This is a genomic window from Capnocytophaga sp. oral taxon 380 str. F0488 (assembly GCF_000318255.2).
GTDB lineage: Bacteria > Bacteroidota > Bacteroidia > Flavobacteriales > Flavobacteriaceae > Capnocytophaga > Capnocytophaga ochracea.
Genome location: NZ_KB291189.1, coordinates 1 through 24219, shown reverse-complemented (window position 1 = coordinate 24219; position 24219 = coordinate 1). Strand labels below are relative to the sequence as shown.

At 39.7% G+C, this 24219-nt stretch carries 16 protein-coding genes; 4 read left to right on the top strand and 12 right to left on the bottom strand.

The genetic code is table 11. The annotated features are described in order from the left end of the window. Positions 1 to 395 precede the first annotated feature (395 nt). Positions 396 to 7478 carry a cell surface protein SprA gene (gene sprA / locus HMPREF9078_RS03510; protein ID WP_009419368.1) on the top strand — a complete coding sequence of 2361 codons (7083 nt, stop codon included), beginning with the start codon at positions 396 to 398 and terminating at the stop codon, positions 7476 to 7478. 9 nt (positions 7479 to 7487) lie between these two features. Further along, a complete protein-coding gene (locus tag HMPREF9078_RS03505) occupies positions 7488 to 8093 on the top strand; it encodes a YigZ family protein (protein WP_009419367.1) in 606 nt (201 codons plus the stop codon). Positions 8094 to 8375: 282 nt separating this feature from the next. On the opposite strand, the gene tyrS is transcribed toward HMPREF9078_RS03505, so the two are convergent. The 3 genes from tyrS to HMPREF9078_RS03490 form a co-directional block, all read right to left on the bottom strand. After that, a complete protein-coding gene (tyrS, locus tag HMPREF9078_RS03500; RefSeq protein ID WP_009419365.1) occupies positions 8376 to 9671 on the bottom strand; it encodes a tyrosine--tRNA ligase in 1296 nt (431 codons plus the stop codon). A 292-nt stretch (positions 9672 to 9963) separates the two neighbouring features. Then, positions 9964 to 11790, bottom strand: coding sequence for an ABC transporter ATP-binding protein (locus HMPREF9078_RS03495; protein WP_009419364.1), 1827 nt, complete (start codon positions 11788 to 11790; stop codon positions 9964 to 9966). Between the two features lies 1 nt (position 11791). Continuing rightward, positions 11792 to 12874, bottom strand: a complete 1083-nt coding sequence (locus tag HMPREF9078_RS03490; RefSeq protein WP_009419363.1) for an AMP-binding protein — start codon at positions 12872 to 12874, stop codon at positions 11792 to 11794. A gap of 745 nt (positions 12875 to 13619) precedes the next feature. Between HMPREF9078_RS03490 and HMPREF9078_RS03480 the strand changes: the two genes are divergently transcribed. Both HMPREF9078_RS03480 and HMPREF9078_RS03475 read left to right on the top strand, forming a co-directional pair. Next, positions 13620 to 14108 (top strand): Lrp/AsnC family transcriptional regulator, encoded by a 489-nt coding sequence (locus HMPREF9078_RS03480; protein WP_002671239.1) that lies wholly within the window; start codon positions 13620 to 13622, stop codon positions 14106 to 14108. 2 nt (positions 14109 to 14110) lie between these two features. Beyond that, positions 14111 to 14725 (top strand): deoxynucleoside kinase, encoded by a 615-nt coding sequence (locus HMPREF9078_RS03475; protein ID WP_002671237.1) that lies wholly within the window; start codon positions 14111 to 14113, stop codon positions 14723 to 14725. A 57-nt stretch (positions 14726 to 14782) separates the two neighbouring features. On the opposite strand, the gene HMPREF9078_RS03470 is transcribed toward HMPREF9078_RS03475, so the two are convergent. The 9 genes from HMPREF9078_RS03470 to HMPREF9078_RS03430 all read right to left on the bottom strand — a co-directional run. Further along, positions 14783 to 15637 carry a hypothetical protein gene (locus HMPREF9078_RS03470; protein ID WP_009419361.1) on the bottom strand — a complete coding sequence of 285 codons (855 nt, stop codon included), beginning with the start codon at positions 15635 to 15637 and terminating at the stop codon, positions 14783 to 14785. Between the two features lie 82 nt (positions 15638 to 15719). Beyond that, positions 15720 to 16718 (bottom strand): type I glyceraldehyde-3-phosphate dehydrogenase, encoded by a 999-nt coding sequence (gene gap, locus HMPREF9078_RS03465; protein ID WP_009419360.1) that lies wholly within the window; start codon positions 16716 to 16718, stop codon positions 15720 to 15722. Positions 16719 to 16771: 53 nt separating this feature from the next. After that, entirely contained in the window at positions 16772 to 17752 is a 981-nt protein-coding gene (gene pfkA, locus HMPREF9078_RS03460; protein ID WP_009419359.1) for a 6-phosphofructokinase, read from the bottom strand. Positions 17753 to 17909: 157 nt separating this feature from the next. Beyond that, entirely contained in the window at positions 17910 to 19103 is a 1194-nt protein-coding gene (locus HMPREF9078_RS03455; RefSeq protein ID WP_009419358.1) for a pyridoxal phosphate-dependent aminotransferase, read from the bottom strand. Between the two features lie 104 nt (positions 19104 to 19207). Continuing rightward, positions 19208 to 20431 (bottom strand): peptidase T, encoded by a 1224-nt coding sequence (pepT, locus tag HMPREF9078_RS03450; protein ID WP_009419357.1) that lies wholly within the window; start codon positions 20429 to 20431, stop codon positions 19208 to 19210. Positions 20432 to 20472: 41 nt separating this feature from the next. Next, positions 20473 to 21216, bottom strand: a complete 744-nt coding sequence (gene lptB / locus HMPREF9078_RS03445; RefSeq protein WP_009419356.1) for an LPS export ABC transporter ATP-binding protein — start codon at positions 21214 to 21216, stop codon at positions 20473 to 20475. Positions 21217 to 21222: 6 nt separating this feature from the next. Next, positions 21223 to 21876: a hypothetical protein gene (locus HMPREF9078_RS03440; protein WP_002671222.1), complete on the bottom strand. Its 654-nt coding sequence runs from the start codon at positions 21874 to 21876 to the stop codon at positions 21223 to 21225. 8 nt (positions 21877 to 21884) lie between these two features. After that, entirely contained in the window at positions 21885 to 22694 is an 810-nt protein-coding gene (gene tatC / locus HMPREF9078_RS03435) for a twin-arginine translocase subunit TatC (RefSeq protein WP_002671220.1), read from the bottom strand. A gap of 584 nt (positions 22695 to 23278) precedes the next feature. After that, positions 23279 to 24219: gliding motility-associated C-terminal domain-containing protein (locus HMPREF9078_RS03430; protein WP_009419355.1), on the bottom strand; the 941-nt coding region annotated here is incomplete at its 5' end.

Sequence of the window (24219 nt, the reverse complement as noted above, 5' to 3'; positions counted from 1 at the left end):
GGACGATTGGTATAGAAAGGGTATATAAGTGGTTAATAATGAGAGGGTAAGAGCAGATATTAAAAAGTTAAAAAATGTTAATCAAGCGAAGAGTAAAGAGGGGAAAAACGAAAGTGAAGAGCGCATTAGGAGGGGGAAGGTGATTTCAACTGGGGTGGTTATCCGTTTGAAAGGCAAAGGTAAGATAATGATAAGATAGGGTGAAGGTGAAGTATATTTAAAAAAATAATTTACACATTTGGTGTAGAAAAAAAGTGATATCCTTTGCTAATTATACTTTATTTTATATTTTTGCACCAAATTACATTATCTCATAATGTACCTATCTGCCAAAAAAGAGGTTATAACGTTATAGCAATAATTTGGTTTATAGGTGTTTAATTATTTCTTATAAGATGTCAGTAAAGCAACGTTTAACCTTATTTCTACTACTTTTAGCAGGATTCAGTGTTCAAGCACAAGTAACCCCTACGACCCAAACCGCTACGAGTACTCAAACTGAGACGACTGTGCGGAATGGCATTGGGCGTATAGGGTTAGAACAACCTAAAAGCATTGTGTATCAGTACACCTATAACCCGACGCTCGACCGCTATGTATACACTGAGAAATTAGGGAATTACGACCTTTCTACCCCTATGTTTCTCACGGTACAACAATATGAAAACTTGGTGTTGCGTGAGCGTATGAAGGAATACTACCGAACTAAATTGAACGCCATAGGCGATACCCAAAGCAATACTGCCGATAAGAAAAAAACGCAACGTGACCTCTTGCCCGAATTATACGTAAATTCTGACTTTTTTGAAAGCGTGTTCGGGGGGCGCAATATAGAACTGATTCCGCAGGGAAGTGTAGGGGTAGATTTAGGTGTACGCTATACGCGCAACGACAACCCCGTAGTGAGTCCGCGTTACCGCAGTTCGTGGGGCTTAGATTTTGAACAGCGCATCAGCTTAGGGCTTACCGGTAAGATAGGTACACGCCTAACACTTAACGCTCAGTACGACACACAAGCCTCTTTTGATTTCCAAAATGTATTTAAATTAGAATATACCCCTGATGAAGACGATATCGTACAAAAAATAGAATTGGGTAATATCTCAATGCCGATGTCTAACTCACTCATTACAGGTTCGCAGAGCCTTTTCGGGGTGAAGACAGAACTTAAATTTGGGCGCACTACTATCACGGGTGTTTTCTCTGAACAGAAATCGGAGCGAAAGACCGTAAGTGCCCAAGGCAGTGGTACTATTACAGAGTTTGAATTTTCGGCTCTTGACTACGACGAAAACCGCAACTACTTCCTGGCACAGTTCTTCCGTGATAACTACGACCGCGCTTTAGAAAACTACCCATTTATCAATAGTAAAGTGCAAATTACCCGTTTGGAGGTGTGGGTAACCAACCGCAATAGCCGTATGGGGAATATCCGTAATATCTTGGCTGTACAGGACTTAGGTGAACCCAAAATGGAGAATACGCGTTTGGGAAATAAAGCAGGAGCCAGCTTCTTTAATGCTACCACCAATAATATGCCTGCCAATGGGGCTAACAAATACGACCCTACACGTTTGGGCACGCCAAATTCGGTACTTACCAGCGCTATTCGCGATGTGGCTACGGTACAACAAGGTTTTGGCACGAACAGCTCCTACGTGAGTCAGGGTTACGACTACGCCGTTATAGAGAACGCTCGTAAACTTGAAGAGGGAGTGGACTATAAAGTAGATACCAAACTCGGTTATATCTCGCTGAACACAGCCCTTAGTAGCGATGAGGTATTGGCGGTAGCTTATCAATATACCTACGGCAGCCAAGTGTATCAAGTGGGTGAGTTTGCCAACGACGGTATCTCGGCAACTACCAATCAGTTTTACGGAGGTGGTAACAATGCGATTACCAACAACCTTTTGGTGTTGAAGATGCTTAAAAGTAACCGCCTGAATGTGAAAGACCCTATTTGGGATTTGATGATGAAGAACGTGTATTCAGTAGGTTCAGCACAGCTTTCACCAGAAGATTTCCGTATGAATATCTTCTACTCCAACCCCTCCCCTATTAACTATATCGAAAAAGTAAACAATAACGGTTGGCCTACCGGATTGGAAGACCGCATTTTGTTAAATCTCTTCAACTTCGACCGCCTCAACAAATACAACGACCCTCAGCCAGGTGGTGACGGGTTCTTTGATTTTGTTCCGGGCATTACCGTAGACGAACAATACGGAAAAATATTCTTTACCAAAGTAGAGCCTTTTGGTGAATACCTCTACAACACCTTAGGTGGTGGTGCAAATTACGACGACCCTGCAACTTATAATGACAACCAACGGAAATACGTATATACTTCACTATACAAAAATACGAAAACCCAAGCCCAGATGGACGGTGATAAGAATAAGTTCCAAATGAAAGGACGCTATAAGTCATCGGGAAGAAGGGGGATTTCGTTAGGGGCTTTCAATGTGCCTCGTGGTTCAGTAACCGTGATTGCAGGTGGGCGTATACTGGTAGAAGGGTTAGACTATTTAGTAGACTATCAATCAGGAATTGTGGAGATTATCAATCCGAGTCTTGAAGCCAGCAACTTGCCCATACAGGTTTCAGTAGAGAACAACCTGATTTTTGGAGGGCAAACCACCCGCTTTATGGGCGTGAATGTAGAACACAAATTCAACGATAAGTTTATCATTGGAGGTTCTATCGTGAACCTACGCGAACGACCTTATACCCAAAAGACCAGCTACGGGCAAGAAGCCGTAAACAATACTATCTTCGGTTTTGGAGGAACTTACTCTACTGAGCTACCTTTCCTCACTCGGTGGGTAAACCGCATTCCTACGATTAAGAGCGATGCGCCGTCGAATCTATCTATACGAGGTGAATTTGCTTACCTAAGAGCCGGTACCCCTAAGGCAGATGATTTTGACGGAGAAACTACCGTGTACTTAGACGACTTTGAGGCAGCGCAAGCCACTATTGATATGCGTTCGCCTCTTGCGTGGAAATTGGCGAGCACGCCTTTGGAATTTGGACAAGGCAGTGGTACAGCTTCGCGCACTTTATACGGTAATGGGCCTGATGACCCCAATAACTTACGCAATGGTTATGGGCGTGCTAAACTGTCGTGGTATACCATAGACCCTGTGTTCTATTCAAACCAAAAGCCTTCGGAGATAAGTAGTAGCGAAATCTCTAAGAATAGTACGCGTCGCATTTTTATAGAAGAAATCTTCCCACAACAGCAATTAGCCCAAGGACAATCGTTAGTACAAACTACCTTAGACTTAGCTTATTACCCTAATGTAAAAGGGCCTTATAACAACGACCCAAGTTTTGCTTCTCGTACCCAAAACGACAAATGGGCAGGGATTATGCGCGGTATGAGCTATTCGGATTTTCAAGAAAGTAACATAGAGTTCTTGCAGTTCTGGGTAATGGATCCTTATTATTCAGGTGAATACAGTGGTAATGGAGAATTGGTGTTCAACTTAGGAAATATATCAGAAGACGTGCTTAAAGACGGTAGGAAACAATATGAAAACGGCTTACCAGGACTTTCTTCTACCTCAAGTGTTAATACCTCTTCCTGGGGTAAAGTACCTGCGGCACAATCGCTGATATATGCTTTTGATGACAACTCATCTAACCGCGCTTTGCAAGATATAGGATTAGATGGACTTAACGACGCAGAAGAATCGAGAATATACAACAATAACGTAGCTACCTCACCTAACGACCCTGCGATGGATAACTACGAATACTTTTTGGCGCGTAGTGGTGGTATCTTAAACCGTTATTACAACTACAATGGTACGCAAGGTAACTCGCCTGTGGCAGTGACTAATACGAACAGAGGTTCGACCACAATTCCTGATTATGAAGATATCAACGGTGATTATACAATGAACACCGCCAACAACTACCTTGAATACAGAGTGCGTATTAAACCTAATATCACCACTGCTGACCCTTATGTGAATGATATTCGCGTGGTATCGGTAGAAGCACCTAACGGGCAACAAGTAAGTGCCCGCTGGATACAGTTTAAAATACCGATTGCCAGCGGTGAGATGTGGCGAGAAGGGTTCCAATATCCATTGAACAACAACGACAAGATGGATATCATCAACTCGATGACCCATATGCGTATGTACCTTACAGGCTTCCCTCAAGAAATGCTATTACGCTTTGGTACACTTGACCTTATTCGCGGTGATTGGCGTTATTACAACTATACCCTCAGCACTGATAAGGACGACCCAAGTGATGACGGCACCAAAGTAGAAATCAATTCAGTAAACTTAATTGAGAACGAAACCCGTCAGCCTATCCCTTACCGTATGCCACCAGGGGTACGCCGTGAGCGTATTAATACCAACAACACCTTGGTGGAACAAAACGAGCAGGCTTTATCTTACATAGTGGATAACCTTGAAAACAACGACAGTAGGGCGGTATACAAGGCAATGCGCTTTGACTTGCGACAATACAAGTATATCAAGATGTTTGTACACGCTGAAGCCTATAAGAACAAACCGCTGAACGATAATCAGGCAGTGGCTTTCTTGCGGGTAGGTACTGACTTTAACGACAACTATTACCAAGTGGAAGTACCCTTACAAGTAACGCCTGCAGGTGCTTCGACAGAGCAACTGATATGGCCACAAAACAACCAATTGGTTATCCCAATGGACGTGCTCACCAAGTTAAAAGCTATAAGCATACGCAACCAAACAATGAGTGATGCGGTATACTACGATACAAACTTCAATGTAGTACCTGAGAGTGCGCCACACGTAGCAGGACAAAACCGTTATGTAATCAAAGGGAATCCATCGCTCGGTAGTGTAAGAGCCGTAATGATAGGGGTGAAAAACGTATCGGGCAGTAATGGACTGAGTGGGGAATATTGGTTCAACGAATTGCGTGTAGCCGAATTGGAAAACCACGGCGGTTGGGCAGCCGTAGGCTCTCTTGATGCGAATGCCTCTGAACTAATGAACATCTCGGCTACAGGGCGTATGCATACCGTAGGTTTTGGAGCGGTAGACCAAGCTCCTAATCAGCGCGCCTTAGAAAGTACCCGCGAATACGATGTAATGATGAACATCAATGCGGGTAAGCTGCTTCCTCCTAAGTGGAATATGCAAATACCGGTAGGCTTGAATCACTCGCAGAAACTCTCGACCCCAGAGTACGACCCCGTATATCAAGACATCAAATTAGAAGACCGATTGGACGTAGCACAAAACGCACGCGAGCGAGAAATTATTAAAGAACAAGCGGAAGATTATACACTAAGACGCGGTATTAACCTCATCGGGGTGAAGAAAAACTTAGGCGAAGGACAGAAAAACCGTATTTACAACATAGAGAACTTTACTTTTAACTACGCTTACAACGAGAAAAACCACCGCGATTACGAGTTGCGTTACGAAGATGAACAACAAGTGCGCGCAGGCTTTATGTACAACTATACTTTCAAACCTACTGCCGTAGAGCCTTTCAAGAAAAGTAGTAAGTTTGCTAATAAGCGCTATTGGCAATGGTTAGCAGATATAAACTTGAACATTCTGCCTACCAGCATTATGTTTACTAGTGATATCAATCGTTCTTTCACCAAGCAATTGTTCCGCGATGTACATTTTGATGGTGTGAATGCGAATCAGCAAAAAGCACTCCCTGAGCTACAACAGCGCAATTACCAGATGAATCACCAATACGCTATCAACTACAATTTGACTAAATCATTGCGATTGAACTTTAATGCTACTAATAACAGTATCATTCGCAACTACTATGTGTACGATGGCAATGGCGATATATCAGGCGTTAATAAAGAAGTCTCACTTTGGTCAGATTTCTGGGATTTAGGAACTCCAGACCACTTCTTCTCGAAGTTCCAAGTGAACTACGATTTGCCTTTTAGTAAGTTTCCTTTCTTTGAATTTATGAAAGCTAACTATACTTATTCTGGTGATTTCGACTATCAGCGCGGTTCACAAACTCTCTTACAGTTGGCACGCCAAGAAGTAAACACCTTGCAAAACGGCAATACACATAACTTTACAGCAAACCTTACTTTCGACCAGCTGTATCGTTACTTAGGCGTAAAAGCTACTCCAAGAGGAGAAAAAGCCAGTGTAGCTAAAACTTTCTTGACAATGCTCAAAACAGTAGGAGTGAACTATTCAGTTACCAATGCCCGCACCATACCAGGATATACGCAACAAGTAGGCTTCTTAGGCACCTTTAAACCATCGGCAGGCTTTATGTTTGGCGACCAAACTGACTTACGTTACGAGATGGCAAAACGCGGCTACCTTACTGAGTTTCCTGATTTCAACGACCAATACATCAAATCACAAGAAAGACAACTATTGCTTACGGCTAATTTGCAACCTGTTCCTGATTTGCAAATCAACTTAAAGGCTAATCGTCAGTATACCGAGAACTATACTGAAACCTTTGAAGTGCGCAACTTTGTTTATAATCCATTAGTAGGTAACCAAGTAGGTAGCTTCAATATCTCTACCAACTTGATAGCTACTACCTTTAATAAGATTGATGAATACAAGTCGGAAGCCTTTGAACGTTTCAAAGAAAACCGACTTACCGTAGCACGTCGTTTGGCTGAGGCGCGCGGTTTGAATCCAGCTAGCGTAGATGCAGAAGGTTACCCTATAGGTTATAGCAAAAAAAGCCAAGCAGTGATGATACCTGCTTTCTTTGCAGCCTATTCAGGAAGTAGCGCCAGTGGCGTATCGCTTGATGCTTTCAAGAATATTCCTATCCCTGAATGGAATATACGCTATACCGGACTAATGCGCGTAGAGTTTATCAAGAATACTTTCCGTCGTTTCTCATTGGCACACGGTTATCGTGCTAGCTACTCGCTTAGTGAGTTCCGCACTAACTTAGAATATGAACCGGCTAACCCTAATAAAACAAACGTAGCAGGCGATTTTCTCAATGAGAAACTCTATTCTACTGTTACCCTCGCTGAGCAGTTCAATCCGCTTATTAGAGCCGATATGGAATTTAAAAACTCTATGAGCTTCTTGGCAGAATTCAACCGAGACCGCACTATTTCTATCAGTTTGGACAATGATTACCTGACTGAGATTCTCAAACGCGAATACAAATTCGGGGTAGGATACCGATTTAAAGATTTGCGTTTCGTTACCCGAGTAAATGGTAATCTCACTACCTTGAAGAGCGATTTGGTACTGAAAGGCACTCTTTCTTACCTCAATGAGTTTACGGTAATACGCAATATGGAAATATTCAACAATCAAGTAACAGCAGGACAAACCTCGTGGTTGGGTAACCTTACTGCCGAATATGCTCTTACTCGTAACCTTTTGGCATCGTATTATTTCCAATACAATTTCTCTAAATCGGCTATCTCAACTGCCTTCCCAATGACGACTATTCGCACAGGACTTTCAGTGAAATATACCTTTCAATAATTAGCTGATTTGGATACCTACAAAACCATAGCAACCTCGGTAGAAGAGGTGATTTTTAAGGAAAAGAGCAGTAAGTTTTTAGGCTATGCTTTCCCGATTACTTCTGAAGAGGAGATAAAGGTGCATCTCGAAGCTGTGAAGAAAGCACATTTCTCGGCACGGCATTGGTGTTATGCGTGGCAATTGGGTTATGGCACTACCCCGCGTTATCGCACTAACGACGACGGTGAACCTAACAATACAGCAGGGATTCCTATTTATGGGCAAATACAGTCGTTTGAACTTACTAACGTACTGGTGGTAGTAGTGCGTTATTTCGGAGGGATTAAATTAGGGGTAGGCGGATTGGTGCAGGCTTACAAAACTACTGCCCAACTCACCTTGCAAGAAGTAGAAATTGTAGAAAAGCTCATTACCGAGGAACTCATCATCAGTTTTGAATATCCACTGATGAACAAAGTAATGCGGGTAGTAAAAGAGCAGAACCTCACCATCAGTCATCAACTGCTCACTGAAAACTGTGTGCTACATTTAGACATACGACAAAGTGATTTTATAAAAGTAAAAAAGATCTTTAGTAATCTCTTTGGGGTACATATAATAGAAGAAAATTAGGGTGTTTCTTTTCTTGGGTGCTTACTTTCATTGATTGTCTATTTGTATCTATTTTTTTAAAATGCAACCGAAAGCTTCTTACTACTGCCTTTTGTTGTTGGTATACCAAAAAGGCACATCGTTTAGCACAGTCATATCTACTGTTTTACAAGCGATAAGTAAGAAGCATAAAATAAAAGGGTAAGAGGAGTTTCATCGTTAAGAGCTAGAAGTTAAAAACTTTGCCAAAGTTTTTCTGTCTGCACGGCTAGTACCTTTGGCAAAGTTGAATATTATAGAGAGCTACACTTTCTTCACTATAAAGTAGTTTTTCTTTCCGCGTTGTAATAAGATAAATTTCTCATCTACAAGGTCTTTTTCCCCTATTTGATAGTCTTCACCTACTTTCTCTTTATTTACGGAAATAGAGTTCTCTTTCAAGGCACGACGTGCTTCGGAGTTAGAACTAATGAAGCCCGTTTTTGCTGAAAGAATGGCAATCATATCAAGTCCACCAGCGAGATCGGCGGCACTTACTTCGGCTTGAGGTACGCCGTCAAACACTTCTAAGAAAGTTTTCTCGTCTAAAGTGCGCAAATCGGCAGAAGTAGAGTTACCAAAGAGGATTTGTGATGCTTTTTTAGCTTTCTCAAGCTCTTCGCGTCCGTGTACTAATAGGGTGAGTTCTTCTGCCAATTTGTTTTGCAATACACGCAAGTGAGGCGCCTCGGTGTGCTGTGCGATGAGACTATTGATTTCCTCTTTGCTGAGCATTGTAAAGATTTTAATATAACGCTCAGCATCAGCATCGGAAGTATTAATCCAATATTGGTAGAACTTGTAAGGCGAGGTTTTCTCGGGGTCAAGCCATACGTTACCGCCTTCACTCTTACCGAATTTAGTACCATCAGCTTTGGTAATCAGCGGACAAGTAAGGGCATACGCCTTTCCTCCAGCAATACGGCGAATGAGCTCGGTACCAGTGGTAATGTTTCCCCATTGGTCAGATCCTCCCATTTGTAAAGTGAGGTTTTTCTCTCGGTAGAGATGCAAAAAGTCATAACCTTGCAAGAGTTGATATGAGAACTCAGTAAACGACATCCCATCGGTATTTTCATTGGGGTCGAAACGTTTTTTTACCGAATCCTTAGCCATCATATAGTTTACGGTGATGTGCTTACCAATGTCACGAATGAATGAAAGAAACGAGAACTCTTTCATCCAATCGTAGTTATTCACGAGTTCAGCGCGATTAGAAGCTTGGCTTTCAAAGTCGAGGAACTTAGCTAACTGCTTTTTGATACCCGCTATATTGTGTGTTAATACTTCTTCAGTGAGCAAATTGCGTTCTACCGATTTACCTGAAGGGTCGCCTATCATACCTGTTGCACCTCCTACAAGTGCATAAGGTTTATGACCGCAATTTTGAAAATGGCGCAACATCATCACGCCCACCAAGTGACCAATATGCAGCGAGTCGGCAGTAGGGTCTATTCCCACATAAGCGGCGCGTAAGCCTTCCATAAGGTGTTGTTCCGTTTCAGGCATTATATCCTGAATCATACCGCGCCAACGCAATTCTTCTATAAAATTCTTCATTAGTTTTGTTCGTTTATAATCTATTTGGGTGCAAAGGTACGAAAAAAGTAAAAACACTCATTCCTTCTTGCTAAAGTTCTAAATAAGTAAGTATAAATTCTGTTTGTAGTTGTTTTATTATCCGCCTTTTCTTCGGTTTAGGTTCGTTCATTGTTCGTCTTTCCTTCGTCATTTGTTCGTCTTTCCTTCGTTCATTGTTCGTCTTTTCTATAAGCTAACTCAATTTTTCTTTTCACCAAAAAATGTTCGTCGTGCTACGACTGAATGTGCGACTAGCACCTATACCCTAAGCTTATTGCTCAAACGATTGCATTTCCACTAACTTTTTATACATACCGTTCTTTTGTATCAGTTCAGTATGTGTACCCTGCTCTACTATTTGCCCTTTTTGCATTACTACTATTTGGTCAGCATTTTGGATTGTTGAAAGCCGGTGCGCAATCACTACCGAAGTGCGGTTCTTCATCATATTTTCTAAGGCATTCTGTACCAAACGCTCGCTTTCAGTATCAAGTGCCGAAGTTGCCTCATCGAGTACCATTATAGGTGGATTTTTCAGCACTGCACGAGCAATACTAAGACGTTGTTTTTGTCCGCCACTCAGTTTACTACCTGCATCGCCTATGTTGGTATCGAAACCCTTGGGAAGGTCTTTTATAAATTCATAAGCATTGGCTATTTTAGCTGCTGTCACTAGCTCTTCATCAGTAGCATCGGGCTTTCCTATCAGCAGATTGTTCTTTACCGTATCATTAAAAAGGATAGAATCTTGTGACACCACCCCTATGAGCTTTCGCAAGGAGGCAGTTTGCATATCTTTTACGTTCACCCCATCGATAAGTACCTCTCCCTGATTTACATCGTAAAAACGAGTAATAAGGTTCGCAATAGTGCTCTTTCCACTCCCCGATTGTCCTACTAAGGCAATTGTCTTCCCTTTAGGTATTTCCAAAGAAAAATGACTGAGTACGGGCAGTTCAGCATACGCAAAAGTAATATCTTTCAGAGCTACAGCAGTGGTAAAATCAGAAATTATAACAGGATTTTCACACTCTTTAATAGGATTCTCGTAATCAAGGATTTCCAAAATACGTTCGGCTGCTGCATTCCCTTTTCGCATATCGTATGATGCCTTACTGATAGCCTTAGCGGGGGTGAGAATATTGTACGCCAATCCCATAAAGGCAATGAATTGAGTGCCCTCTAATGTTTTATCTACCAACACTAACGAGCCTCCAAACCACAGCAAAATAGCAATCATTAGGATACCGAGAAACTCACTCATTGGCGACCCTAAGTTCTGACGATTCATTACCTTATTGCTCAATCGGTTAAAAGTATTACTAGACTCCCTAAATTTCTTAGAGAAAATACCTTCAGCATTAAATGCCTTTATAACGCGCAATCCTCCTATGGTCTCTTCAATAAGTGAGAGAAATCGTCCCTGTTCTTGTTGTAAAGCTATTGAATTCTTTTTTAGTGATTTGCCTATCCTCGAAATTACTGCTGCTGCAATAGGTATAAATACAAAGGTAAATACTGTGAGTTTCACGCTAATACCTAGCATCACCAAAATAGAAAAGAGAATAGTAAGAGGTTCTCTCACAAAAGCCTCCAATCCCGAGAGCAATGAGTATTGTACTTCGTTTACATCACCTACCATACGCGACATAATATCGCCTTTGCGTTGTTCTGAGAAAAATGCTATCGGTTGGCTTACAACTTTTTTGTAAAGTGCATCACGCAAATCGCGTAATACACCATTGCGAAGGTAAGTAATGAAAAAAGAAGCTAAATAGCTAAACATATTCTTCAGCAAGAAGAGTGAAATTACCAAAGCAATCACTATTCCAAGAGCCCAAATAGTATTTTCTCCCGCAAGGATTCCTACTTTGTAGTTTAAGTAGGCTTTACCATAACTCCCTAAATCCAACAAATTACCCGAATATACAGGAGCTTCAGCTACTGTTTGCGCTTTGCCAAAAAGTACATCAAGCATCGGGATAAGTGCCACAAACGAAAGTGCACTAAAGAGTGAATAAAGAATATTGAAAAATATGTTCAGTATTGCCTGTTTCTTATAAGGCAATATATAAGGGATAAATCTCTTGAGTTTCATCTTATTTCTTGTATTTCTTAACCGTTTCGTCCCTTCTTAGCTTTTGATTATCGGTATACACAAACTTAGGAACGAAATAGATATGGCGAGGCACTTCGTATTTCAGCATATCTTTATCCATATAAATATCGTGTGCCAAAGTAGGATAATCCTTCTCCTCACCCTGTACGTAAAGCACTGCTCGTTGTCCTAATTCATCATCAGGTTCTTTAGTAATAAAGTAATCACCTTTGATGTACTTCTTAATCTTGTGCTCTACACTTTCTGGAAAGACTTTAAAGCCTCCCGAATTGATAATATTGTCAAAACGCCCTAACCACTCAAATTCGCTATGCGATATGAGATTTACAATATCATTAGTAATCACAGGGTGGTCAGCAATCAAAGGTGCATTTATTACCAAACAATTGCGTTCGTCTTGGGTAAACGTAACATTAGGCATTGCTTTATAGGTAGTTTCGTGCTCCATCGTATGATTTACCCTGCGCATCGCAATATGCGAAATGGTTTCAGTCATTCCATAAGATGAATACACTTCTGTGGGAATATTCTGCAATTTAGCCTCTAATTCTCCATCAATAGAAGCTCCTCCTAATATTACCTTCTTCACACGAGGCAAATCAGTAAGAGATTTCGCCGCTTGCAAAGGTATCATTGCACAGAAATCATAATCCTTGCTGGTAAGTGATAGAGGCATAGACGAAGGGCGAATAATATCAAGGTGTAAACCTAAAATAATGGCGCGAATAAGCATCATCTTACCTGCAATAAAGTCAGCTGGTAAACACAACAAAGCACGATTCTTAGGTGAAAGATTAAGGTATTCACCCGTCGCCAAAGCCGAATTAACCATACCTTGTTTTTTAAGGTGAATTTGTTTAGGAATACCGGTAGAACCTGAGGTCGTCGCTTCTATATAATCCCTGTCGTCAAGCCAATCCAGAAGAAACCTCCCCACCGATTTACGGTAAGGCAAACCATCTTTCACGTAGGCTACCGCCAAGATAATAAGTCGTTCTCTATCTATAGGAAATCCATTGATTCTAAAATCTTTATGTACAAATTTGTAGTCTATTTCGTTCATCTTAAATGTAATATTGTTTTAATAGCAGTGGCAAAGCTACAATAATTAAACGAAATGAGCAAAATTAAATGTAAAATCTTATATTTTCATCGCTACAATTCGCCCTCATTGAGGTTATCTGCAATTACCAAACTATCGCTCTATTCTCATTTTATCTTTCTATTACTTTCGCCTCGAAACCCCGTTTTTAACATTTTTAGCCTTGTTGTATTATATTATGAATCAACTTTTCCCCTCTCTTAACTCCTCATTTTTAACTATTTACACCCCCTTTCTATACCAATCTTCCAAGATTCGTGTATAAGCTTCCTATAAGCTCTCTATAAGCTAACTCCGCTTCCTATAAGCTCTCTATAAGCTAACCATACACATACCCTCCTCACAGCCTTTTTTTATCAAAAACCCCTCCAATCATCTTTTGATATTCTTCGTTTCCCTTCGATGATTCTGTGTCTCTCCAAAAACTCTAATGTGTCCTTTTTGCGACACACACTTTGGCAAAATTGATTAAATTGATAATCAATTTAAAGACAATACAAAGTCTATTATTGGAATTAACCTATTCTGTAAAATATACTTTACTCAGAAAATATTTCTATAGTTTTAACCTTTTACAACCTAATTATTCATCTAAAAATAATAATGATTATGAGCCTTTTATAGAACAACAGAAAAAATATTTTGTCTTTTTCCCTGCTATATCAAAAATATTTTCTAATTTTACCCCCAATAAATTTATAAAAGTATGTATGCATTAGACCGTATTGATTTAGCACTTTTAGATGAATTACAACAAGATAGCAAACAATCTATTAAAAAATTATCCGAGAAAGTAAGCCTGTCAATCACTCCAGTTCACGAACGTATCAAACGATTAGAATCACTAGGAATAATTCAAAGATATGTAGCGGTAGCCAATCCTAAAGCTCTCGGAAAAAAATTGGTAGCTTATTGTCAAGTAAAACTTCTTAAGCATAGTGCCGAATTATTTAATGAGTTCGAAAAATATATAAGCACTTTAGATGAAGTGTTAGAAGCCTCGTATATGGCAGGAGGCTATGACTTTCTGCTAAAAGTTATGCTCAACGATATGGAAGATTATCAGAGATTTGTAGTACACAAAATATCTAAATTAGAAATTATCTCTAACATTCAAAGCTCTTTCGTAATACAAGAAATCAAGAACACCTCTATGATTAAATGTCTACGCGAGGAAGCCGAAAAAACTAATTAAAAATGCACATAGCAATTGCAGGAAATATAGGAGCTGGCAAAACTACCCTTACCTCTCTATTAGCTAAACACTACCAATGGGAAGCCCATTTCGAAGATGTGGTAGATAATCCCTATTTAGATGATTTTTATCACCAAATGGAGCGCTGGAGTTTTAATTTACAAATATACTTTCTAAACAGTCGCTTCCGACAGATTTTGGATTTTAGAGAGAAAGGAAATAACATTATTCAAGACCGCACTATTTACGAAGATGCTCACATCTTTGCCCCTAACTTACACGAAATGGGACTGATGAGCTCTCGTGATTTCGATAATTACAAGTCACTATTCGCTCTGATGGAGCGCCTTGTTCTCCCACCAGACCTGCTGATTTACCTCAGAAGCTCAGTACCCAACTTGGTAAACCAAATACAAAAGCGCGGTCGAGATTACGAAAATACAATCTCAATAGACTATCTCAACCGCCTCAACCAGCGATACGAACAGTGGATAAAAAGTTACGACAAGGGGAAACTACTCATTATAGAAGTAGATAATATTGATTTCGTAAACAACCCTGAAGATTTAGGTGAAATCATCAATAAAATAGATGCTCTCCTCTACGGATTGTTCTAAAATAAAAAAGACACTCACAATAGTGAGTGTCTTTTTTATTTTATCTTTTATTCGTTATTAAAAGAATTTGTTTACGTGGAAAGCAACCAAACCATCAATTGGTTTTCTTAGCACTGTACCCAATTTAAGGTTGTTTTCTGTCAATATTTCTTCCAAAATATCTTGGAGGAAGAAAGCAATACTACCTACAAAGTTGATAGGCACTTCGTAACGGTCTTCATACTGAGAAATCCAGTGGTCTACAAATAGTTGCATACCTTTTCTCACCATCTCACGGCAATATTCGTGATTCTTATTTTCTACTACGAATTTCGCAAAAGTAGCCAAGTAACTGTTAGGGTTTGGCATCTTGTACAAATGATTTTTAATCACATCTGAGCCCAATTCATATTGGTTTTCAAATTTTTGTACAAGGTCTGATGGCATTTTCTTGAAGTAATAGTCGATAATCAATCGTTTACCATAAAAATTCCCACTTGATTCGTCCATCAAAATATAGCCTAATGAATCTACTGCTTGGTATAATTCTTTACCATTCCAATAAGAGCAGTTAGCACCTGTACCTAAGATACATACGATAGCTTTATCGGTGGGAGCTGTAGTGGCAAACACAGCTGCATAAGTATCTTCTTTCACATCTATTTTAGCGTTTTTGAAGATAGTTGCCAAACTGCGTTCTACAAAGTAACGAATGCGTTCAGTACCACAACCAGCACCATAGAAATAAATTTCTGATACTGAATTTCTGTTCTCAAACAATTGATAATTGGTGGTAATACGCTCTACGAGAATTTCTTCTGTAAGAACTTCAGGATTTAACCCTAAAGTTTGAGTAAAAAATATTTTTTCACCTTTGCTATTTAAGGCTGTCCAATCCGCCTTAGTAGCTCCACTGTCTACAATTAAAATCATATCGTTTCGGTTTTATTAAGTTGTTTACTATTAAAAAAGGTGAGTATGCCTCCATAGGCAACTCACCTTTTTTCTTTATGAATTACAATTTAGCAATGTGCTGTGCCAAATCTACCAATTTGTTTGAATAACCAGTCTCGTTATCGTACCAAGAAACTACTTTGAAGAAGTTAGCACTCAAACCGATACCAGCTTTTGCATCGTAAATAGAAGTAAGTTTGCAACCTACAAAATCTTGAGAAACTACAAGGTCTTCAGTGTATCCAAGTATACCTTTCAATTCACCTTCTGATGCTTTTTTCATAGCAGCATTGATTTCTTCTAAGGTAGTTGCCTTTTTAGTACGAACGGTAACATCTACTACTGAAACATCAGCAGTAGGCACACGGAATGCCATACCAGTAAGTTTACCATTCAATTCAGGGATTACTTTACCTACAGCCTTAGCAGCACCAGTAGTAGAAGGGATAATGTTGCAAAGTGCTGAACGTCCACCTCTCCAGTCTTTTTTAGAAGGACCGTCTACAGTCAATTGAGTAGCTGTTGTAGCGTGAACAGTAGTCATTAAGGCTTCTTCAATACCAAAGTTATCATTTAATACTTTAGCAACAGGAGATAAACAGTTGGTAGTACAAGAAGCGTTAGACACGATAGTATCAGTAGGTTTTACTGATTTGTGGTTCACACCCATTACAAACATAGGAGCATCAGCTGATGGAGCAGAAATAACTACTTTTTTAGCCCCTGCATTGATGTGAGCTTGTGCTTTTTCTAAGGTAGTGAAGATACCAGTACATTCAGCAACTACATCGGCGTGTACTTCGTTCCATTTAAGATTGTTAGGGTCTTTTTCAGCAGTGATACGCACTTTTTTGCCATCTACTACTAAGTGACCATTTTCTACTTTCACATCACCTTTAAAAGTTCCGTGAACTGAATCGTATTTCAAAAGGTAAGCGATGTAATTTACATCCAAAAGGTCGTTAATACCAACGATTTCTACGTCGGCTCTTTCATAAGCAGCACGGAATACGAGACGTCCAATACGTCCGAAACCGTTAATTCCAATTTTTACTGACATAATTCTCTTTTAATTTAATTTATTCGTTATTTAATTTTAAGTTTGTTACGTTACTAAGTTGCCATTATTTCGGCTACACGGAGGAGTTCCGTATCTATTTTAGAACTACCTTTGATAGCTTTTTCAAGCGGAGTGAGTTCCATTTTGTTGTTGCGAGTACCCACCATATAGTTAGATTTCCCTTCAAGGAGTGATTCTACTGCTTTTACCCCCATACGGCTTGCCAATACGCGGTCGAAGCAAGAAGGAGCACCTCCACGTTGCATATGCCCTAATACTGATACACGCACATCGTAATCGGGGTGGTGTTGTTCTACATATTCTTTAAGTTCGAATACGTTTTTACCTATTTTATCGCCTTCAGCAACCACTACCAAGCTAGAAGTTTTACCAGTCCTACGACTTTTTTCCAAAGATTCAAGTAGCTTTTTAAGTCCTATATTCTCTTCTGGAATCAAGATTTCTTCAGCACCTGCTCCTACTCCAGAGTTGAGAGCGATGTGTCCTGCATCACGCCCCATTACTTCTATGAAAAACAAGCGGTTGTGGGAGCTTGCGGTATCTCTAATCTTGTCGATAGCCTCAATTACAGTGTTGAGGGCGGTATCATATCCCAAAGTAAAATCAGTACCATAGATATCGTTATCGATAGTACCAGGGATTCCCATTACGGGGAAACCAAATTCTTTGTTGAACAAGAGTGCCCCAGTGAAAGAGCCATCACCTCCTATTACTACCAAAGAATCTACCCCTGCAGCTTTTAATTTTTCATAAGCTGCCTTGCGCCCTTCAGGAGTTTTAAAATCTTTAGAGCGAGCTGATTTCAAGATAGTACCTCCTCTATTGATAATATCTCGAACGCTACGTGCATTCATTTCTTCAAAATCGCCTTCTATCATTCCCTGATAGCCACGATATACACCTACCACTTCGATGTTGTGATATGCACAAGTACGTACCACTGAACGAATGGCGGCGTTCATACCAGGAGCGTCTCCTCCTGATGTTAATACTGCTATTTTTTTTACTGACATTGTCTGTTTTTAATTTTCCGCCTCAAAAGTACAAAATATTTTTGATATAGCAATAATTTTATATGTTTTTTTAACACTAAAAAAATATAACTGTTTAGTTTATTAGGAATTAGAAAATAGGTGTTAAAAGTTAGTTTTATAAAATCTTCATTAAATCTTAATGTTTGTTGTATTCCTTTAGAGCTTCACCTAATATGTGAATAGCTTTTACTATCTTCTCCTTCTCGAGCACATAAGCTATACGCACTTGGTTGCGCCCTAAACCTTCGGTAGCATAAAAACCTTCGGCAGGAGCCAACATTACCGTTTCGTTATTTACTGAAAAATGGCCTAAAAGCCATATACAGAAGTCTTCTGCATTTTCTACAGGCAATTCGGCTATACAATAGAAAGCCCCCTTAGGCATCGATACACGCACGCCTTCTACTTTTCGGAGTTCTTCAATGAGCACGTTCCTACGCTGAGTATATTCCTTTAATACCTCTTCAAAATAAGTTTCGGGTACATCAAAAGCGCGTTCGGCTCCTATTTGTGAATAAGTAGGGGGAGACAAGCGTGCTTGAGCGAACTTCAAAACAGACATCATCACGTCCTTATTCTTAGAGACTACCCACCCGATGCGCGCTCCACACATACTAAAACGTTTAGATACCGAATCTATCATTATAGCATTTTGTTCAATGCCTTCTACTTGCATAATGGAATAATGGGTAGCACCATCATACACGAACTCTCGGTATACCTCATCGAAAATAAGGAAAATATCGTGTTTTTTAGCTATTGTTGCCAATTGCAAGATTTCTTCTTTAGAATACAGATAGCCTGTAGGATTTCCGGGGTTACAAATGAGAAAAGCTTTAGTTTTAGGAGTTATCTTTTTCTCAAACTCTTCTATAGGAGGTAAGGCAAAGTTATCATCAAAAGAAGACGTAATAGGCACACACACTGCATCAAAGGCTTCTGAAAAGCTAATATAGTTCGCATAATAAGGTTCTGGAATGATAATTTCATCATCGGCATTGGCAACAGTAGCAATTACATAGGTAAGAGCTTCAGAACCTCCACAAGTGATGATAATATCATTGCTATTGACCCTAATATCGTGTTTTTTATAGTATTCCACCACCTTTTCTCTAAGAGAATCAATTCCCTCACTTTTGGTATATTCCAATACCTTAGGGGTAAAATCTTTTACGGCTTGTACGGCTATTTCAGGGGTTTTAATGTCAGGCTGACCAATATTGAGGTGATAAATAGTTTTTCCTTCCTTAGCTGCTTTTTCAGCGTAAGGGGTCAGTTTTCTAATAGGTGACTGAGGCAATATTTGCGCTCTATGTGATATTGTAGGCATTTTTTTAATGATTAATGGTTAATTATTAATGGTTAATGAAAAATTAGCAAATTAGCCAATTTGTCAATTAACACATTGGCTAATTGATAAATTGGCTAATTATATTATTTTTTTGCTACTAATTCAGCAATGCGAATAATCACTTCGGTAGCTTTTTCGAGGTTTTCTACGGGTACAAATTCGTATTTACCGTGGAAATTATGTCCGCCTGCAAAGATATTAGGGCAAGGCAAGCCCATAAAGCTAAGTTGAGAACCATCGGTACCACCGCGGATAGGTTTGGTAATAGGAGTAATACCTAATTCTTTCATCGCACGTTCGGCTACTTCCACAATATGCATCACAGGTTTGATTTTTTCACCCATATTGTAGTATTGGTCTTTTATTTCGGCCACTGCCACATTAGGAATTTGCTTGTTAAGGTCGTCTACAATTTGCTGTACTACGGCTTTGCGTTTGTTGAAAAGGTCGCGGTCGTGGTCGCGGATGATAAGCTGTACTACCGTATTTTCTACATCTCCAGAAATATCAGTAATATGATAGAATCCTTCGCGACCTTCGGTACGTGCTGGAATCTCATCGGCTGGTAGTGCATTGATAAACTGAGTAGCTACGAGCATTGAGTTTATCATTTTGTTTTTTGCAGTACCAGGATGCACATTCTTTCCTTTGAAGTGAATTTTAGCTCCTGCTGCATTGAAACTCTCATATTCAAGTTCGCCTATTTGTCCACCGTCCATTGTATAAGCCCAGTCGGCAGCGAATTTTTTCACATCGAATTTATGTGCTCCACGTCCTATTTCCTCATCAGGGGTAAAGCCTACGCGTATTTTTCCGTGTTTGATTTCGGGGTGTTGCACAAGGTATTCCATAGCGGTTACGATTTCGGCAATCCCTGCCTTATCGTCAGCTCCTAAGAGGGTCGTACCATCGGTTGTGATAATGGTATTGCCTTTGTAGAGCAACAAATCCTCAAAATAAGAAGGTGATAACACTATATTTTGTTCTTTGTTGAGGACAATATCTCCCCCATCATAATTTTCTATAAACTGTGGATTTACGTTTTCACCAGAGAAGTCAGGTGATGTATCGAAGTGAGAAATAAAACCAATGGTAGGCACTGGGTAATCTACATTCGATGGCAACGTAGCCATCACGTAGGCGTTTTCATCTACAGTTACGTCTTGCAAACCAATGGCTTTCAATTCTTCTACCAATAGGTTTGCCATATTCCATTGTTTTTTGGTGCTAGGAGTTGTTTCGCTCTCAGGATTGGACTGAGAGTCTATTTTTATATACTTAATAAAACGGTCTACTAAATTTTTCATTATATTATAGTTTTTAGTTATTTCTTCTTATTGTTAATTGGCTAATCTTCTAATATTTTCTTGCGTCTCAATTCAAAGTTTCTTCCAAGGTATACTTTTCTTACCATCTCATCAGCTGCCAATTCTTCAGGCACTCCTGATTTGAGGATTCCTCCCTCGAACATCAAATAAGTGCGGTCGGTAATGGCTAGTGTTTCCTGTACATTGTGGTCGGTGATGAGAATACCTATATTCTTGTCTTTGAGCTGTGCTACAATGCGTTGTATATCTTCCACCGCTATAGGGTCTACCCCTGCAAAAGGCTCGTCAAGCAAGATAAACTTCGGACTGGTAGCCAAAGCACGTGCAATTTCTGTACGACGACGTTCTCCCCCTGAAAGCAAGTCTCCACGATTTTTACGAATATGTCCTAAGCCAAACTCTTCTATCAACTCATCGGTTTTGCGTTGTTGTTCTGCCTTAGAAAGTTTGGTGAGTTGTAGGACACTTTTGATGTTGTCCTCAATACTCAGCTTTCTAAATACCGAAGCCTCTTGCGCCAAATACCCAATACCGCTTTGAGCACGTTTGTACATCGGATAAGTGGTGATTTCGGTATTATCCAAAAAAATAGTACCACCGTTGGGCTTGATGAGTCCCACTATCATATAAAAGGAAGTCGTTTTTCCTGCTCCGTTAGGTCCCAAGAGTCCTACGATTTCGCCTTGGTTTACTTCCAGCGAAACGCCTTTTACTACTTTTCTTCCTTTGTATATTTTGATGATGTTATTTACAATTAATTTCATATAATCTTAAAACGAAAAGCGATAAGGCATTTCGTTGAGTTCTGTTTCTAAATCTACCCAATCGTGCACTTCGGTTACTAAACTGTATACCATCTCTTCGGTAAGCACTTTCCCTTCGTAAAGGTCGGTAATGGTTTGTTCGCTCATTACTTCTTGCAAGAATCCTTCGTCGCCCAAATATTCCACTGCCCATTCTTTGTATTTCATAGGGTCAGTAGAAATATACTCAAACTTATCGATGTGTTCTTCCACAGGGAAGTTCTCTACACATTGCCACGTTTCGCCATCTAAGGAGTATATCACGAAAGGAATATCACTTTCTGAAAAGTTTTTACGATAGTACGGCAAGAACACCTTCGGGATACGCTTCTCGAAGTCGTGATTATCGCCTCCTTTGCTATCTTCGGCGCTCGAAGAGGGAACGATTAAGCAGGCTTTATCAATAAAATAAAACGACAGCGACGAACCGTCTTCATCTTCAAAGCCGTGCCCCCATTGGGCTTCATAGCCTTCATATTCTTCTTCATTTACTTTGTAGTAGGTGTGATAAACTTCAAACTCGTGACCACAAATAATCCAATCTAATACGGCTTCGCCTTTGCAAAGCTGTTTCAACGTTTTTACGTTGGGTAGGTGCTGTAAGTAGGTATTACAATCCATTAAAAATATTAAATTACCTTGTTTTGTTCTTTTTTTAAAACGTAAGCTGAAATAAAAATACTTATTTCGTATAAGAGCATTATCGGTATCGACACGATAATTTGGCTTACTACATCAGGAGGGGTTATAATTGCTGCAATGATAAGCACTACAATGACTGCGTGCCGGCGATATTTTCGCATAAAAGCAGGTGTTATCACTCCTAATTTGGTAAGAAAATAAACAACAATAGGTAGCTCAAAAATAATGCCACACGAAATGACTGACGAGCGTACTACCGAAATATAAGAGTTTAAATCTATTTGGTTTCTCACTTCGGGACTTACTGAATAAGACCCTAAGAAATTCACTGATAGTGGAGTAATGAGATAATAGCCAAACAAAACTCCTATAAAAAACAGCAAAGAAGCAATGAGAATAAAGCCACGAGCCAGCTTACGCTCGTTTTCATAAAGTGCTGGACTGATGAATTTCCACACTTCATAAAGCACATAAGGAAATGCGAGAATCACTCCTGCCCAAATAGACGTCCAGATATGAGCTGAAAACTGCCCTGCCATTGTACGGCTTTGAATTGTAAAAGGCAATTGTTCAGCACAAAAAGCACTTTCAAATCCAAAAAGATGACCTATCTTACAGAACATTCTGTAAGTAAAGAAATCGCCATTCTTAGGAGCAAAGATGATTTGGAAAATAAAATCCTTACACACAAACGCTACCACACCCACTGCTAAAACAGCTATAATAGCACGTATCAAGTGCCAGCGCAAGGCTTCCAAATGGTCTAAAAAGGACATTTCATCTTGTGATGATTCCATCGTTGCTTTGTTGTTTTTATCTTTTATAACAAATTTGATGGTGCAAAGATAATAAATAATTCATAATTCACAATTAGCAACTAACTTTTTTAACTTACCACCAGTAATACCAGAAATACCAATAATCATCTTTGCCAGAGGTCGTAGCACGATGGACAGGTGAATAAAGTAGTTGTACTTTTTAGACTTTCCGGGGAAGTTCGGAAAGGCTCAGTGCTATCGAAGAAAAACGAAGGATATCAGAAGTGAGAATTCAGACAAAAGGTAAAAGATGAGAGGTAAATCGGAGGGAGGGTTTTTGATGAAAAAAGGCTATTAGATGTATGCTTAGCTTATAGGAAGCTTATAGGAAGCTTGAACGAATCTTGGAAGATAGATATACAAAGGGTATATAAAAAATTGATACTGAATAATTAAGAGTGAAGAAAAAAACGTAGTTTCAAGGGCAATAAAACGAAAGAAAAGAGAAGAAAAATTAGATATGAGCTACACAAACAATGTGAGCCACACAATATACTATGCAAAAAAGGCTGTTCAGCGGAATGCTGAACAGCCTTTTTTGAGGTTCTTCTATTTATATAATGCTATTTCTTAATGTATAACCAACCAACTAAAGATTCTTTGTTGTTATTACTATCATAATACTCTATCACGTAGTAATACGTTCCTTGTGGGAGCTTATCGGCTTGTTCGATAGTTACACGTCCGTTAGAGATGCCTCTAAACACGCGAGTAACATTGTCATAACCTTCGGCCTCGAATACTTTCACCCCCCAACGGTTATAGATACGTACCACATTGTTAGGGTAACGCTCAATGCCACCGATATGAAAATAATCGTTTTTGCCATCGCCATCTACCGACATACCATTGTAAGGCACTATCTTGTTCACTACATCGATAGTAACAGTAGCTGAAGCACAACCATCGGTGTTACAAAGTTTATACACAAAGGTATCAGTGCCCTCAAAATTAGTATTTGGACGATATTCTATAGAACCATCTACATTCACAACTACTGTACCGTTAGCAGGGGTGGCTACCACATTAGGAGTTGTTGCTCCATTAGGGATATCGTTACCCAATACATTCACTACTACTGGGGTGTTGATAGCGGTTGTAGAATGATCATCTACTGTTATTGGCAATACTGGGGTGGTGCTTGTGGTTGTACCACTCACTGTTACCACAATACTTGCGGTGCTACATACCGTAGGACTTGCTACTGCACATATAGTGTAGCTTATCGTATGGATACCCACAGGGGTGTTTGGTGCTACCGTAATCGTTCCATTAGGGTTCAAGGTGAAGCCCGTAGGAGTTGCTGTATTCCAAGTAAGTGTTACAGAACTGATACTTGGATTTGGTACACCATTGAGTTTATCGTTAGTAAGAACGCTTGGCGTAGTGCCACCTATAGTGCTTGTAATCGTAGTTACCCCATCGTTCACTGCTTCAATAGTCGTTGGCGTTACTACAGTAGGAACAAACACTTTTACAGTAGCTGTGGCTGTTGCACAGTTAT

Coding starts and splice junctions, on each gene's coding strand:
- HMPREF9078_RS03490 (WP_009419363.1), bottom strand. CDS start 12,874: ATGAACGAAATAGACTACAAATTTGTACATAAAGATTTTAGAATCAAT.
- tatC (WP_002671220.1), bottom strand. CDS start 22,694: ATGGAATCATCACAAGATGAAATGTCCTTTTTAGACCATTTGGAAGCC.
- gap (WP_009419360.1), bottom strand. CDS start 16,718: ATGTCAGTAAAAATTGGAATTAACGGTTTCGGACGTATTGGACGTCTC.
- HMPREF9078_RS03440 (WP_002671222.1), bottom strand. CDS start 21,876: ATGGATTGTAATACCTACTTACAGCACCTACCCAACGTAAAAACGTTG.
- pfkA (WP_009419359.1), bottom strand. CDS start 17,752: ATGTCAGTAAAAAAAATAGCAGTATTAACATCAGGAGGAGACGCTCCT.
- tyrS (WP_009419365.1), bottom strand. CDS start 9,671: ATGAAGAATTTTATAGAAGAATTGCGTTGGCGCGGTATGATTCAGGAT.
- lptB (WP_009419356.1), bottom strand. CDS start 21,216: ATGAAATTAATTGTAAATAACATCATCAAAATATACAAAGGAAGAAAA.
- HMPREF9078_RS03455 (WP_009419358.1), bottom strand. CDS start 19,103: ATGCCTACAATATCACATAGAGCGCAAATATTGCCTCAGTCACCTATT.
- HMPREF9078_RS03470 (WP_009419361.1), bottom strand. CDS start 15,637: ATGATTTTAATTGTAGACAGTGGAGCTACTAAGGCGGATTGGACAGCC.
- HMPREF9078_RS03480 (WP_002671239.1), top strand. CDS start 13,620: ATGTATGCATTAGACCGTATTGATTTAGCACTTTTAGATGAATTACAA.
- pepT (WP_009419357.1), bottom strand. CDS start 20,431: ATGAAAAATTTAGTAGACCGTTTTATTAAGTATATAAAAATAGACTCT.
- HMPREF9078_RS03495 (WP_009419364.1), bottom strand. CDS start 11,790: ATGAAACTCAAGAGATTTATCCCTTATATATTGCCTTATAAGAAACAG.
- sprA (WP_009419368.1), top strand. CDS start 396: ATGTCAGTAAAGCAACGTTTAACCTTATTTCTACTACTTTTAGCAGGA.
- HMPREF9078_RS03475 (WP_002671237.1), top strand. CDS start 14,111: ATGCACATAGCAATTGCAGGAAATATAGGAGCTGGCAAAACTACCCTT.